The organism is Streptomyces sp. NPDC046349 (genome assembly GCF_055587885.1).
Window position 1 is genome coordinate 151,037 of the sequence record NZ_JBVJFK010000016.1, and the last position, 12,235, is coordinate 163,271.

The 12,235-nt window shown below is 74.9% G+C and carries 12 protein-coding genes; 6 read left to right on the plus strand and 6 right to left on the minus strand.

The window, feature by feature from the left end:
• The first annotated feature begins 41 nt into the window (after positions 1 to 41).
• Both murC and msrB read left to right on the plus strand, forming a co-directional pair.
• Complete coding sequence (gene murC, locus ACZ6JS_RS31820) at positions 42 to 1,439, plus strand: UDP-N-acetylmuramate--L-alanine ligase (protein WP_469303121.1); 1,398 nt, start codon at positions 42 to 44, stop codon at positions 1,437 to 1,439.
• A gap of 23 nt (positions 1,440 to 1,462) precedes the next feature.
• Positions 1,463 to 1,876, plus strand: coding sequence for a peptide-methionine (R)-S-oxide reductase MsrB (gene msrB, locus ACZ6JS_RS31825; RefSeq protein WP_030651645.1), 414 nt, complete (start codon positions 1,463 to 1,465; stop codon positions 1,874 to 1,876).
• A 97-nt stretch (positions 1,877 to 1,973) separates the two neighbouring features.
• Here the strand turns inward: msrB and ACZ6JS_RS31830 are convergent, their stop codons facing one another.
• A complete protein-coding gene (locus ACZ6JS_RS31830) occupies positions 1,974 to 2,297 on the minus strand; it encodes a hypothetical protein (RefSeq protein ID WP_469303122.1) in 324 nt (107 codons plus the stop codon).
• Positions 2,298 to 2,727: 430 nt separating this feature from the next.
• On the opposite strand from ACZ6JS_RS31830, the gene ACZ6JS_RS31835 reads away from it, so the two are divergent.
• From ACZ6JS_RS31835 to ACZ6JS_RS31850, 4 genes are read left to right on the plus strand one after another with little or no spacing between them, the layout of a single operon-like run.
• A complete protein-coding gene (locus tag ACZ6JS_RS31835) occupies positions 2,728 to 5,082 on the plus strand; it encodes a sensor histidine kinase (protein WP_469303124.1) in 2,355 nt (784 codons plus the stop codon).
• Positions 5,079 to 5,498 carry a roadblock/LC7 domain-containing protein gene (locus ACZ6JS_RS31840; RefSeq protein ID WP_030847754.1) on the plus strand — a complete coding sequence of 140 codons (420 nt, stop codon included), beginning with the start codon at positions 5,079 to 5,081 and terminating at the stop codon, positions 5,496 to 5,498. The genes ACZ6JS_RS31835 and ACZ6JS_RS31840 overlap by 4 nt, the downstream gene beginning before the upstream one ends.
• The gene (locus tag ACZ6JS_RS31845) at positions 5,498 to 5,866 is read left to right on the plus strand and encodes a DUF742 domain-containing protein (protein WP_469303126.1); all 369 of its coding nucleotides are present in this window, start codon (positions 5,498 to 5,500) and stop codon (positions 5,864 to 5,866) included. Before ACZ6JS_RS31840 ends, ACZ6JS_RS31845 begins: the two co-directional genes overlap by 1 nt.
• The gene (locus ACZ6JS_RS31850; RefSeq protein ID WP_469303128.1) at positions 5,853 to 6,464 is read left to right on the plus strand and encodes a GTP-binding protein; all 612 of its coding nucleotides are present in this window, start codon (positions 5,853 to 5,855) and stop codon (positions 6,462 to 6,464) included. Before ACZ6JS_RS31845 ends, ACZ6JS_RS31850 begins: the two co-directional genes overlap by 14 nt.
• Here the strand turns inward: ACZ6JS_RS31850 and ACZ6JS_RS31855 are convergent.
• The 5 genes from ACZ6JS_RS31855 to ACZ6JS_RS31875 all read right to left on the minus strand — a co-directional run bounded on the left by ACZ6JS_RS31855 (position 6,421) and on the right by ACZ6JS_RS31875 (position 12,120).
• Positions 6,421 to 7,365 carry an NAD-dependent epimerase/dehydratase family protein gene (locus tag ACZ6JS_RS31855; RefSeq protein WP_469303129.1) on the minus strand — a complete coding sequence of 315 codons (945 nt, stop codon included), beginning with the start codon at positions 7,363 to 7,365 and terminating at the stop codon, positions 6,421 to 6,423. The two genes, ACZ6JS_RS31850 and ACZ6JS_RS31855, sit on opposite strands and share 44 nt — an antisense overlap.
• On the minus strand, positions 7,362 to 8,627 hold the full coding sequence (locus ACZ6JS_RS31860; RefSeq protein ID WP_469303131.1) for a cytochrome P450: 1,266 nt from the start codon (positions 8,625 to 8,627) through the stop codon (positions 7,362 to 7,364). The genes ACZ6JS_RS31855 and ACZ6JS_RS31860 overlap by 4 nt, the downstream gene beginning before the upstream one ends.
• Positions 8,628 to 8,879: 252 nt before the next feature.
• Complete coding sequence (locus tag ACZ6JS_RS31865) at positions 8,880 to 10,358, minus strand: AMP-binding protein (RefSeq protein ID WP_469303133.1); 1,479 nt, start codon at positions 10,356 to 10,358, stop codon at positions 8,880 to 8,882.
• Entirely contained in the window at positions 10,358 to 11,092 is a 735-nt protein-coding gene (locus tag ACZ6JS_RS31870; protein WP_469303184.1) for a glycosyltransferase family 2 protein, read from the minus strand. Before ACZ6JS_RS31870 ends, ACZ6JS_RS31865 begins: the two co-directional genes overlap by 1 nt.
• Before the next feature lie 5 nt (positions 11,093 to 11,097).
• On the minus strand, positions 11,098 to 12,120 hold the full coding sequence (locus ACZ6JS_RS31875) for a 3-oxoacyl-ACP synthase III family protein (protein ID WP_469303135.1): 1,023 nt from the start codon (positions 12,118 to 12,120) through the stop codon (positions 11,098 to 11,100).
• Positions 12,121 to 12,235: the final 115 nt, after the last annotated feature.

Genomic DNA, 12,235 nt, shown 5'->3' on the forward strand with positions numbered 1-12,235 from the left:
GACCGCACACAAGCACCGCACTCGATCCTGGAGCGACCTGAATGAAGCCCGGCCTGCCGACCGCCATGGAACGGCCCCACTTCATCGGCATCGGCGGCGCCGGAATGTCCGGCATCGCGAAGATCCTGGCCCAGCGCGGAGGGAAGGTCGCCGGCAGCGACGCCCGCGGTGACTCCGAGACCGCCGAGGCGCTGCGCGCCCACGGCGTCACGGTCCACGGCGGGCACGCCGCCGGCAACCTCGCCGCCGACTCCACCTGCGTGGTCGTCTCCAGCGCCATCCGCGCCGACAACCCCGAGCTGGCCCGCGCCGCCGAGCTCGGCATCCCCGTCGTGCACCGCTCCGACGCCCTCGCCGCGCTCATGGACGGTCTGCGCCCGATCGCCGTCGCCGGTACGCACGGCAAGACCACCACCACCTCGATGCTGGCGGTGTCCCTCTCGGCCCTCGGCCTGGACCCCTCGTACGCCATCGGCGGCGACCTGGACGCCCCGGGCTCCAACGCCCACCACGGCGAGGGCGACATCTTCGTCGCCGAGGCCGACGAGAGCGACCGCACCTTCCACAAGTACACCCCGCAGGTCGCGATCATCCTCAACGCGGAGCTCGACCACCACGCGAACTACGCGTCGATCGAGGAGATCTACGAGTCCTTCGAGACCTTCGTCGGCAAGGTCGTGCCCGGCGGCACCCTGGTCGTCGCCCACGGCCAGGAGGGCGCCGCCGAGATCGCCCGCCGCGTCGCGGGCAGGGACGGCCTGACCGTCGTCACCTACGGCGAGGAGGAGGGCGCCGACATCCGGATCACCAAGATCACCCCGCGTGGCCTGACCAGCGAGGTCACCGTGGTCCTGGACGGCCGGATGCTCACCTTCACCGTCTCCGTCCCCGGCCGCCACTACGCGCACAACGCCGTCGCGGCCCTCGCCGCAGGCGTGGCCCTCGGCATCCCCGCGCACAACCTCGCCTCCGCGCTCGGCAAGTACACCGGCGTCAAGCGGCGCCTCCAGCTCAAGGGCGAGGCCGCCGGCGTCCAGGTCATCGACTCCTACGCGCACCACCCCACCGAGATGAACGCCGACCTGGAGGCCATCCGCGGAGCCGCCGGCGACTCCCGCATCCTGGTCGTCTTCCAGCCGCACCTCTTCTCCCGCACCCAGGAGCTGGGCAAGGAGATGGGCCAGGCCCTGGCCCTTGCCGACGCCTCCGTCGTCCTGGACATCTACCCCGCCCGCGAGGACCCGATCCCCGGCGTGACCAGCGACATCATCATCGCCGCCGCCCGGGCCGCCGGGGCCGACGTCACCGCCGAGCACGACAAGGCGGCCGTCGCCGACGTCATCGCGGGAATGGCCAAGCCCGGCGATCTCGTTCTCACCATGGGCGCGGGAGACGTCACGGACCTCGGTCCCGCCATCCTCGCCCGCCTTTCGAGCTGACGGAACGAGGGAGCGGAAGAGTCATGTCGTACGAGGTCGAGAAGACGGACGAGCAGTGGCAGGCGGAGCTGACCCCGTCCGAGTACCAGGTGCTGCGCCTCGCCGGCACCGAGCCGGCCTTCCGCGGTGAGTACACCGACACCAAGACCGAGGGCGTGTACTCCTGCCGCGGTTGCGGGGCCGAGCTGTTCCGCTCCTCGGAGAAGTTCGAGTCGCACTGCGGCTGGCCGTCCTTCTTCGACCCGAAGGACACCGACGCCGTCGAGCTGCTCGCCGACACCTCGCACGGCATGGTCCGCACCGAGGTCCGCTGCGCGAAGTGCGGCTCCCACCTGGGCCACGTCTTCGAGGGCGAGGGCTACCCGACGCCCACGGACCAGCGGTACTGCATCAACAGCATCTCGCTGCGTTTGACCCCGGCCCCGGACGCGGGCTGACCCTCACGACACCTCGTTCAGGGCTTTCGGGCCGCTCAGGATCTCGACGGGCCCTCCCCGCCCCCTGCGGGCCGGGAGGGCCCGTCCGCGTGCGTGCTCAGCCGCTGCACTGGGTCAGTTCGCCGCCCTGGCGGACGCTGTACTGGCCGGGCGGCACGTTCATGACCTGGAAGCCGCCGTTCTGGGCGATCTCGACCGTCCCGCCGAAGCCGGCCGACCCGTACACGTAGGCCGGACCCGGGGTGAAGCCGCCGCCGGACAGGTGCACCTTCCCGTTCTCGAGGACCCCGGAGGTCGAGCACGTGGCGGCCGGGACGGCGGCCGGCGGGGTGTGCGGTGCCGCGGCGAGGGCGGCGGGGGAGGCGACGAACGAGGCGGCCGCCAGGGGACCGAGGACGAGGAGCCGTGTGCGCCGGTTCATGGGTCTTCCTTACCGCGAGGAAAAGGGAGGCCGCGGACCGCAGGGCGCGAGCCGCGGGCACCGTCCCTCCATCGTCACCCCGCCCCCTGCGCGGTGCGACCGGAGCAGCGATCGGCCGGAATCGGACGGTCATGGTGTCGAGGACGTCGCGGTTCGATTCCGATCCGGTCTCTGGCCTGGGGTGATCCGACGGAGATAGCACGGTCGGCCGGTGAACACACCTATCCGTTTCTTCCGTCTGTCTGGTTATGATCGGCCCCTCACATCCCGTCACAACCAGACCGGTTGTGGCCGTCCCCTCTGCAGTGCCGTGCCCGGTCCGGCCGTTCGGCCACCCCTGACGTCCCCACGCCCCCGCTCCCGAGGACCGATGTCTCCCATAGAACCCGAAGGCGTAAGAGGGCGGTCGACGCCGCGTCGGTGGCGCAACGTGCGCCTGCGCACCCTCCTCATCTGGCTGGCCGTGGTCCCCACCGTGGCGATGGGCACCCAAGTCACGTTGACCGCTCAACGGTTGCTGGAGCAGTCGGCCCAGCTGCGGGCCGACGTGGAGGCCGCCGAGCGGGTCGGAGCCCCGCTCTACACGCTGATGGTCGACATGCAGGCGGAGCGGACGGCGACCGCCTCCCTGTGGGCGGGCACCGAAGGGTCCGAGGGCGAACTGCGCGTACGGCGCGCCGCCACGGACTCGGCCGCCGCCGAGTTCCGGGTGCTCGCCGACGACCCCTCGCGGTCCTTCGCCGAAGTGACCCGGCAGCTCGAGAAACTGTCCGCGTACCGCCAGCGCGCGGACACCCGCAGCGGCGCCGCCGACAGCACCCTCGCCTACTACTCCGACGTCATCGGCAAGGTCATCCAGGTCTACCAGCAGGAGTTCAGCCACGCGGAGGACGCCGAACTCGCCCAGGCGAGCCGCCCCGTGGTCTCGATGCTCCAGGCCACCGAGATGGTGGCGCGCGAGGACACCGTCCTGGCCCTCGCCGGCCCGTCCGGGGAACTGACCTTCGTCGGCTACGACCAGTTCGTCAGCTCCCTGGGAGCCCAGCGCTACCTGCACGAAGCGCTGATCGTGCCCCACCTGACGGCGCGGGACGAGCGGTTCTACGAGCGGGTCGTCGGCTCCGAGGACTGGCAGGAGAAGACGCGCATAGAGAACGCGGTCCTCTCCGGGCACAAGGACACCGTCTCCGGCATCAAACTCCCCGGCGAGGTGGGCGGCTGGTCGTCCGCGCACGCCAACTTCTCCGTGCAGATGACGACGCTCAACATCGACCTGGCCCGCTCGGTGCTCACCCGCGGCGAGGCCAAGGCCGCCGAGCTGCAGGCCGAGGTGGCCTGGCTGATAGCGGGCAGTGGCGGCGGACTGCTCGCCGTCGTCGTCGTGGTCGTGTTCACCACCCGGTCGGTCCTGCGCCGCCTGCACGACCTGCACGAACGCACCGTGACCGTGGCCGAGGAAACCCTCCCGGACGTCGTCGCCCGGCTCCAGCGCGGCCAGACCGTGGACCCGGCGGCCCTGCCGGCCGTGAGCGGTGACCGGGACGAGGTCGGACGCATCAGCGACGCGTTCGCCCGGGCCGTCGCCGTGTCGGTTGACGGACACCGCCAGTTGGCGGCCGAGCGCCACGGGTTCGGCCTGTTCGCCTCGGGCATCGCCTCCCGCACCGGAAACCTCGTCAGCCGCCAGCTGAGCCTCACCGAGGACCTCCAGGACACCTTCGGCAACGACGAGGCGCTGCTCGCCCAGCTCATGCGGTCCGACCAGCTGACGGTCGGCATGCGGCGCCAGATCGAGAACCTCCTGATCCTGGCGGGCGGCGAGGTGCCCGACCCGCACACCGAGCCCATGCGCGTCGCCGACCTGCTGCGCGAAGCCGCCGCGGAGGTCGAGGACTTCCGGCGCATCGAGCGGCAGGCCCTGGACGAGACCAGCGTGGAACCGAGCGCCATCAGCCAGATCAGCCACCTGCTGGCCGAGCTGCTGGACAACGCCACCCGGTTCTCCCCGCCGAAGTCCAAGGTGGTCATCCGCGCCGAACTGGTCGCGGACGGCCTGTCCGTCGAGATCGAGGACCGCGGTCCGCGGGTGAGCCCCGAGCGGTACGAGGAGATGAACGGGCGCCTGCACCAGGCGCCGCCGTACTCCGTCCTCGCGCAGAACGCCCACCGGCTCGGCCTCTTCGTCGTGGGCCACCTCGCCGACCGGCTCGGCGCCACGGTCACCCTGCGCCGCTCGGTGTACGGGGGCACCTGCGCCGTGGTGGTACTGCCCGCGGAACTCCTGCGGCCGAGCGGGGCGGAGATCCTGCGCCGGCCCGCCCGCCGCGAGCCCGCCCCCGGGGCCGCGGTCCCGGCCCCCGCCGCTGCCCCGGCCGTCGAATCCGCTCCCGCCCCCGCCGAGGAGCACGGGCCGGAGCCCGACCACGGACCCCGGTCCGACCACGGGTCAGAGCCCGACCACGGGTCAGAGTCCGGCCACGTGCCCGAGCCGGAGCCGGTGGCGCACACCAGCGCCGGACTGCCCAGCCGCCGTACGAAGACACCCCGGCACGCGCCCGCCACCGCACTCGCGGTCCGGCCGGCCCCGGTGGCCGCCCCCACGCGGCCGGCCCTCCCCGAGCGCGTCCCGCAGACCCACATAGCCGACCAACTGCGCGCCCCCCACGCGCCGGAAACACAGGTCCCCCAGGACACCGCGACACCGGAAGAGGTCGCCGACGCCTGGGCGGACTACGAACAGGGGACCCAGACAGTGGAAGAAGAGCTCCGACGGGATCAGTCATGACCACCTCATCGAACACCGCGGCATCCAACGATGCGATCTACAGCGTCCTCGACAACAACCTGAGCAGGATCGCCGGCATCCAGGGAGCCGTGCTCCTGTCCAACGACGGCATCCGGCTCAGCGATTACCTGCTGGACCAGCCCCAGGCGGAGCGCATGGCGGCCGCCGCCTCCGGTATCGCCTCCACGATGAAGGCGATATCCCGGGAGATCGACGGCGGCCGTGTCATCCGCCAGCTCGTCGAGATGGACGACAGGTACCTGTGCATCGTCGGCTGCGGTGAAGGCAGCACGCTCATCGTGGTGACCTCGCGCAAGGCCCGCCTCGGCGAACTGGGCGGCGAGGCCGTACGCACCGCGCAGGCGCTCGGCGAATGGCTGGGCACCCCCGAGCGCGGCCAGACGCCGAACTCCTGATGCCGCAGGAGGATCCGCAGCCCGCGGGCCGCCGCCGTACGCGGCTGTACGCCCTCACCGACGGCCGTACAGCCGCTGAGCACACCGTCCTGACCATGGACACCACCATCACGGCGGCGGTCGCAGGCGACGCGCACGGGGGACTCCCCACCGAGTGGCAGGAGATCCTCGTCATGTGCGCGCCGCCGGGCGGGCGCGCGGTCGCGGAGATAGCGGCGCGGATGAACATCCGCCTCACACCGATGACGCTGCTCCTCGGCGAACTCGCCGACCGCGGGCTGATCGACCACCGGCCGCCCCTGGCGGCCTCCGACACCACCGACGTCAACCTGCTCATGAGAATCAGGGACAACCTTGCCCGGATATGACACGCCCGCCCCGCCCTCGTCCCGGGAACCGGACCCGGTCAAGATCCTCATCGCCGGTGGATTCGGAGTCGGCAAGACCACCCTGGTGCAGACGATCTCCGAGATCGAACCGCTGCGGACGGAGGAGCGGCTGACGGCTGCGGGCGTCGGCGTCGACGACCTCGACGGCATCGAGTCCAAGACCCTCACCACCGTCGCGATGGACTTCGGCCGGATCACCCTCACCGACGCCGGAGTCGTCCTCTACCTGTTCGGCACGCCGGGCCAGGAACGCTTCTGGTTCATGTGGGACGACCTCCTGGCCGGCGCCCTCGGGGCGATCGTGCTGGTCGACACCCGGCGCCTCGACCGCAGCTTCCCCGCCGTCGACTTCTTCGAGAGCCGCGGCCTGCCCTTCGTGGTGGGCGCGAACTGCTTCCACGGCGAACAGCCCTACACGGCCGAGGAGATCGGGGCGGCGCTGCACCTGCGCGACCCGGACACCCCCGTCCTCATGCTCGACGCCCGCTCGCGCACGGACGTCCGCGCCTCCCTGCTCTCCCTGCTCGACGTGCTCATCGACAAGGCGCAGCACGCCCCGGCGGCCGCGGGCGGCTGACCGTCCCCGGCCCGCCGGCCAGAGCGTCCAGGTGGTCCGCCAGGGTGCGGTGCGGGGTCCACCCCCGGGAGCGGGCCCGCGTCAGGTCCAGGACCACGGAGTGGGCCAGTTGGTCCACCGCGTAGCGGCTCAGGGCCGGCTCGGCGGTCGGCAGCGCCTCCGCGACCCGGGCCGCCGTACGGGCCAGCCGGAGCGGCAGGTGGCGGATCCGGGCCCGGACACCGTGGGCGTCCAGCACCGCGCGGACCGCGGCGTCGCGCCCGTACGGCTGCCCGTCGGCCACGTTGTACGCCCCCGGCGGCCAGGCCGCGGCCGCCAGGCAGGCCGCCGCCAGGTTCTCCACCGCCGTCAGGCTCAGCCGCACGTCCGGGCCCGGCAGCAGCAGGGTGCCCGCCCGGACCCGTGACAGCAGCCGCGGCAGCAGCGTGGTGTCGCCCGGTCCGTACACGGCCCGCGGGCGCAGCACCACCGCACCGGCGGCCAGCGCCAGGGCCTCGCCCGCCGCCTTCGTACGGCCGTAGGCGTTCAGCTGGCCGGCGCGCGGATGGTCCTCGCCGACCAGGGAGCGGTCCAGCCGCGGATCGTAGACGCTGGCGCTGCTCACCCACACCACCGGCCGGCCCGCGGCGGCCCGCATCAGCCGCTCCGTGCCGGCGACGTTGACCTCGTGCATCAGCGCCTGCGCCGCGGAACCGGGGGAGGGGTCGCCGACCGCCGCCGCGCAGTGCACCACCACGTCCACCCCGGTGAGATCCGGTTCGCCGGCCGTCGCATCCCAGAAGCGGTGCCCGCCCACCGGGCCCGGCCTGCGCCCCAGGCCCACCACCCGCGCCCCGGCCGCCGCGGCGGCGCGCGCCACGTGTCCGCCGCAGAACCCGCTCGCGCCCGTGACCGCGATCACGACGCCGCCCGGACGCACAGCGTCCGCCAGCCGGGCAGCGCCGCACCCCGGTCCACCCGGGCCCGCGTCACCACCGGCCGGTACGGGGCCAACGCCGCCAGTACGTCGGCCAGTTGGACGGACGCCAGCCGGGCCCCGGGGCACGCGTGCGCGCCGGCCCCGAACACCAGCCGGGACAAGGCCGGTTCCGCGGGCCGACGGGCGTCGGGGTCGCGCCCGTGCGCGTCCGCCGCGTGCCGGGCGACCAGCAGCAGCCGGTCACCTGCCCGCACCGGGCAGCCGCCGACCGTGCCGTCCGCGGCGGCCACGCGCGGCAGCAGCGGCGAGGCCGCCGTGACCCGCAGCAGCTCGGCCGCCAGCGCCGGGCGCAGTGCCTCGTCGCCGGCCTGGTCCCACAGCCCGGCGTCGGCGCACCAGGCCGCGGCCCGCGGCAGCGCCGCGACCGTGGTGTTCACGGCGGCGACCGCCACCATCGCGGCCAGTGCGCCGTCGGCGCGGCCCGGGCCGTCCCCGGGCATTCCCGCCTGTTCGGCCGGGGCAGGCCCGCGCCCGCTCCGCGGCGTCGACCGCCGGGCCGCCGCATGCCGGTCCTCCCCCGCCCCGCCGTCGCGCGCGCCGGACGCCGCCGAGCCCGACCACGCGGCGGCGGGCGCCCCTTCGCCTTCACCCCCCAGCAGGCCGCCCAGCCGTCCTGCGGCCCGGGCCGCGGCGGCCTCGGCGCGCGGGCGGCGCGGCCCGGGCAGGTGGCTGCGTACGGAGGCGGCCGCGGCCTCGGCGGCGGCCCGCGCGACCTCGCACGGGTCGGCGCCGGAGCCCAGCAGCGCGCACACCACCGTCCCGGCCAGCTCCCGGGACAGCTCGACGAGGTCCACCTCCCCGCCCCCGGCGAGGGGCTCGAGACGGCGGACGAGCAGGGGCTGCCACAGGGCCCGGAGGTCCTCCACGCCGGCGGCGCCGAGTCCGGCGGCCAGGTCCCGCCGGTCCGACCGGTGACCGCTGCCCTCCTGGTCGAAGAGCACACCCCCGTCGCCCGCCAGAGCCGCGCGCGCCGCACCGCCCGTCGTACCGGCGGCCGTCCGGTCGAGCGGCAGCCGCGTCAGGGCCTGCCGGTAGGCCTCTGCCCCGTGCACGAGCAGGGTGCCGCCGAGCCGGCGCACGGGCCGTGCGCGCGTCGCGGCGAGCAGCCCGAACAGCACGGGGTGGCCGCCGAGGTAGACCCGGCGGTCGCGGCGCCGGGCCCGGGCGTGGGACGTGGGACTCATCGGGCTGTACCTCCGTGGGACGGGCGTGCGGGTGCTGCGGGCATGCGACTCGGGGCTCGGGACTCGGGTCCGGCGGGGCTCGGGTCCGGCGGCCCGGACCTGGCGGGGCCCGGCGGCCCGGACCTCGGCCGGCCTGGCGATTCGGTCGGTTCGGGCCCGGTCCGGGGCGCGTTGAGGGCCGATGGTGTGGGCCCCTGCCGACACGCGGCTGCAGAAGGCAGCCGGCCCCGGGGGACACGCCGGGTCCAGGCGTCACACCCGGCCCAGGCGCTGCGCCGCGAGGGCGGCCGTCGCCGCGCGGTCCGGTTTGCGCGAGCGCCCCGACAGCGGGATCCGCGCCAGGAGCACCTCGTCCGGGCGGGCCGTGCCCATACGGGCGACCGGCTTCGACAGGGCCGCGCGCAGAGCCGGTTCGTCCGTGCCGCGCTGCGGCTGGACGACGGCGACGAGGCGTTCGTCGCCGTCGCCCGCCGGGATCCCGACGAGCACGGCCAGCTCCACCCCCGGTACGTGCAGGGCGGGCTCGTACAGGCCCGGGTAGATGTTCTCGGCCCGGCGCAGCACCATGTCCTTGCACCGGCCCTCCAGGACGATCCGGCCGGCCCCGTCCAGCCGCGCCCGGTCGCCCGTACGCACCCACCGCTCGGGCTCCTCCCCGAGGTAGCGGTGGCGGGCCGCCGGCCCGGACAGCAGCAGCTGTCCGTCCCCGTCCCGTTCGGCCCGTACGCCGGGCAGTGGGGCCCCGACCAGGTCCCCGGGTCCGTCGAACGCGGACTTCTCCCGGGACTCGACGGCGGCGGCGGGGAACAGCTCGGTGAGCGCGTACACGCCCCACGCCTCGGCCGCGCCCGCGTCCCGTACACGGTGCAGCAGGCCGGCGCCGGCCGGTGCGGAGCCCGTCCACACCCGCCCGTGGAAACGGGCGCCGGCGCCCAGCGCGTCCCGCAGCCGGGGCGGGGTCAGATAGGTGTCGCAGGGCCGGAGGCGGTGCAGCTGCCGGGCCAGCAGGCGGGTGCGCGCGGCCGGCAGGGCCACGGGGGCGCCGCGCGTCAGCGAGGGTACGAGGACGAAGAAGGTGCCGCCGAGCACCGGCTCGTCCCCGCGGGCGTCGAAGAGGGACGACACGGTGGCCATGCCGGCCGACAGGCTCGCCCGGGTGTGCACCACGGCCCGGGGCCGGGAGGTGGTCCCGGAGGTGAACACGATCACCGCGTCGGCGTCGCCGTCCACGCCGGCGTGCGCGGGGACGCCGAGCCGCGGCGCCCCCAGGTCCAGCGCGGGCGCGCACCCCGGCAGCCGGGGGCCGACCGTCGCCACCGGCCCCAGCCCGGCCAGGTCGGGCAGCGCCAGCCCGGCCCGGCGGGCCAGCGGCCGGGCCCAGCCCGCCACCGCCTGCGCGGCCGCGTCGGCCAGGACCAGCGCCGGCCGCGCCAGCGCGAGGCGGGCCCGCAGTACGTCGGGCCCCGCGCCCGGGTCCAGGACGGCGCCGCGCAGGCCGAGGCGCCACAGGGCGAGCAGGACGGCGAGGGCCCGCGGCCCGGGGCGCACGGCGACCCCGACGGTGTCCCCGGCGCGCAGCCCGCGCGCGTGCAGGGCGGCGGCGAACGCGTCCGCCAGCTCGGCCAGTTCGCCGCGGGTGGCCCGCACGCGCGGTGCGCCGGTACGGGTGGCGGTGAGCACGGCGGCCCGTTCCGGGCGGCTGCGCAGCGCGTGGTCGAGTCGGTCCAGCATCAGCGGGGGTCGTCCGTTCCGTGCGTGCCGCTGCCCTGGTCCAGGTACCAGCGGGCGGTGCCGGCGAGCCCGTAGGCCCGCAGGCGCCGCGTCGAGTTCTCCACGACCATCTCCCGGCAGTGGACGATCCGGTCGGTGTGGCGGCGTACGGCGTTGAGGAAGAGCCGGTCGGTCGGCGAGGGGCGCCGCGGCATGCCGCCGACGGCCAGGTACAGCTCGGCGGTGATCGCCATGTTGTTCCCGGCGTGCATGCGGTACGGCGCCCGGTAGCCGTGCCGGCGGGCGTGCCGCGGCCGCAGCCGGCCGAAGAGCGCGGCGAGCGCCACCAGCACGGCGAAACCGGCCCGGCCCAGCAGGCCGTGCTCGTCGCGGCGGGCGGTGATCCGCCCGCAGACGAGCCCGGGGCGGCGGGTGAGCGCGGTCCGTGCGGCCGCCCTCCAGCCGGGCCGCGGCAGGCAGTCGGCGTCGGTGCGGGCGAGCAGCCGGGCACCGCGAGCGATCGCGTGGCGGAAGCCGGTGTCCACGGCGGAGCCGACGCCCTTCTCGGGCTCTTCGATCACCTCCACCGGGAAGGGAGCGTGCGCGGCGAACTCCCGGGCGACGGCGCCGGTGCCGTCCGCCGAGGCGTTGTCGACGACCAGCAGGGTGAAGTCCCGGTCGCGCTGCGCGGCGAGCGCCCGCAGGGTGTCCGCGAGCCGGGCCTCCTCCTCGTGCGCGGGCACCACGACCCACATGCGGCTCACGACTTCTCCCAGACCATCGTCATGATGCTGATGCCGCCGCCCAGGCCGACGAACATCACCCTCTCCCCGGGCGCCAGTTCCGGGAACACCCGGTCCAGCTGCACCCCGATGCTGGCGCTGGCCACGTTGCCGAGCTCCGGCACGGTCACCACCAGCTTCTCGGCGGGCACCCCGGTCAGTTCGGCGAACCGCTCCAGATAGGGGACCGTCACCTGGTGCACCAGCACCTTGGCGAAGCCCTCCCAGCCCATCCCCGTGCGGTGCAGCGTCCGGTCGATGACGGCGGTGCCCACCTTCTCGAAGACGCTGCGCAGTTCGTGCCCGTCGCCCCGGAAGTAGGTGTACGCGTCCCCGCGCGGGTGCCGCGAACCGCCGCCCGGTATACCGCCGACCTCCCAGTGCTCCGAGTGGGTCTCGCAGTCCACGTGGAGGATGCCGCCCCGCTCCACGGCCTCCACCACGACGGCCGCGCCGGCGTCGCCGAAGGTGTAGCCGGCGAAGCCGTCGCGCAGCTCCGCCAGTCCGGAGGGGTCCTTGCGCACCGCCCGGCTCGGGGTCTCGCCGGTGACCACCAGGGCCCGCCGGGCCCGCCCGGCGAGGATCATGGACCGGGCGAGGTCGATGCCGTTGACGAAGCTGTTGCAGGCGTTGGTGACGTCCAGGGCGTGGGCCCGCGAGCCCAGTTCCGCCTGCACGATGTGCGCGGTCGCCGGCTCGACCATGTCGCGGGACGCGGAGGCGAAGAGCAGCAGGTCGATGTCGAGCGGGGAGAGGGAGGCGGCGTCCAGGGCCCGGCGGGCGGCGCCCACGGCGAGCGTGGAGGCGTACACGCCCTCGCCCGCGACGCGGCGGGAGCGGATCCCGGTGGCCTGCGTCAGCAGCCTGGGCGGCAGTGTCAGGCCACTGCGGCGCGCCACCTCCCCCTGGAGGGCTTCCGAGGACAGTACATCCTCGGGCAGGAAGCTGCCGACGGCGGTCGGCCCGGCGCTCCGCGGCGGGTCACTCGGCTCGATGAACATGCCCTCACGATGGCAAGCCGGGTGCGCCCGGGGCCTGAGTACGGATGCTCAAGTGGCCGGGGTGCCGGTGCCCGGTCCGGATGAGTAGGAACACGCCGTTCCGGCCATGTGGCCC

Bases quoted from the DNA above. Each gene is read 5' to 3' on its own strand.
- msrB (WP_030651645.1), top strand. From the start codon at position 1,463: ATGTCGTACGAGGTCGAGAAGACGGACGAGCAGTGGCAGGCGGAGCTG.
- ACZ6JS_RS31845 (WP_469303126.1), top strand. From the start codon at position 5,498: ATGCCGCAGGAGGATCCGCAGCCCGCGGGCCGCCGCCGTACGCGGCTG.
- ACZ6JS_RS31870 (WP_469303184.1), bottom strand. From the start codon at position 11,092: ATGTGGGTCGTGGTGCCCGCGCACGAGGAGGAGGCCCGGCTCGCGGAC.
- murC (WP_469303121.1), top strand. From the start codon at position 42: ATGAAGCCCGGCCTGCCGACCGCCATGGAACGGCCCCACTTCATCGGC.
- ACZ6JS_RS31840 (WP_030847754.1), top strand. From the start codon at position 5,079: ATGACCACCTCATCGAACACCGCGGCATCCAACGATGCGATCTACAGC.
- ACZ6JS_RS31860 (WP_469303131.1), bottom strand. From the start codon at position 8,627: ATGAGTCCCACGTCCCACGCCCGGGCCCGGCGCCGCGACCGCCGGGTC.
- ACZ6JS_RS31830 (WP_469303122.1), bottom strand. From the start codon at position 2,297: ATGAACCGGCGCACACGGCTCCTCGTCCTCGGTCCCCTGGCGGCCGCC.
- ACZ6JS_RS31875 (WP_469303135.1), bottom strand. From the start codon at position 12,120: ATGTTCATCGAGCCGAGTGACCCGCCGCGGAGCGCCGGGCCGACCGCC.
- ACZ6JS_RS31865 (WP_469303133.1), bottom strand. From the start codon at position 10,358: ATGCTGGACCGACTCGACCACGCGCTGCGCAGCCGCCCGGAACGGGCC.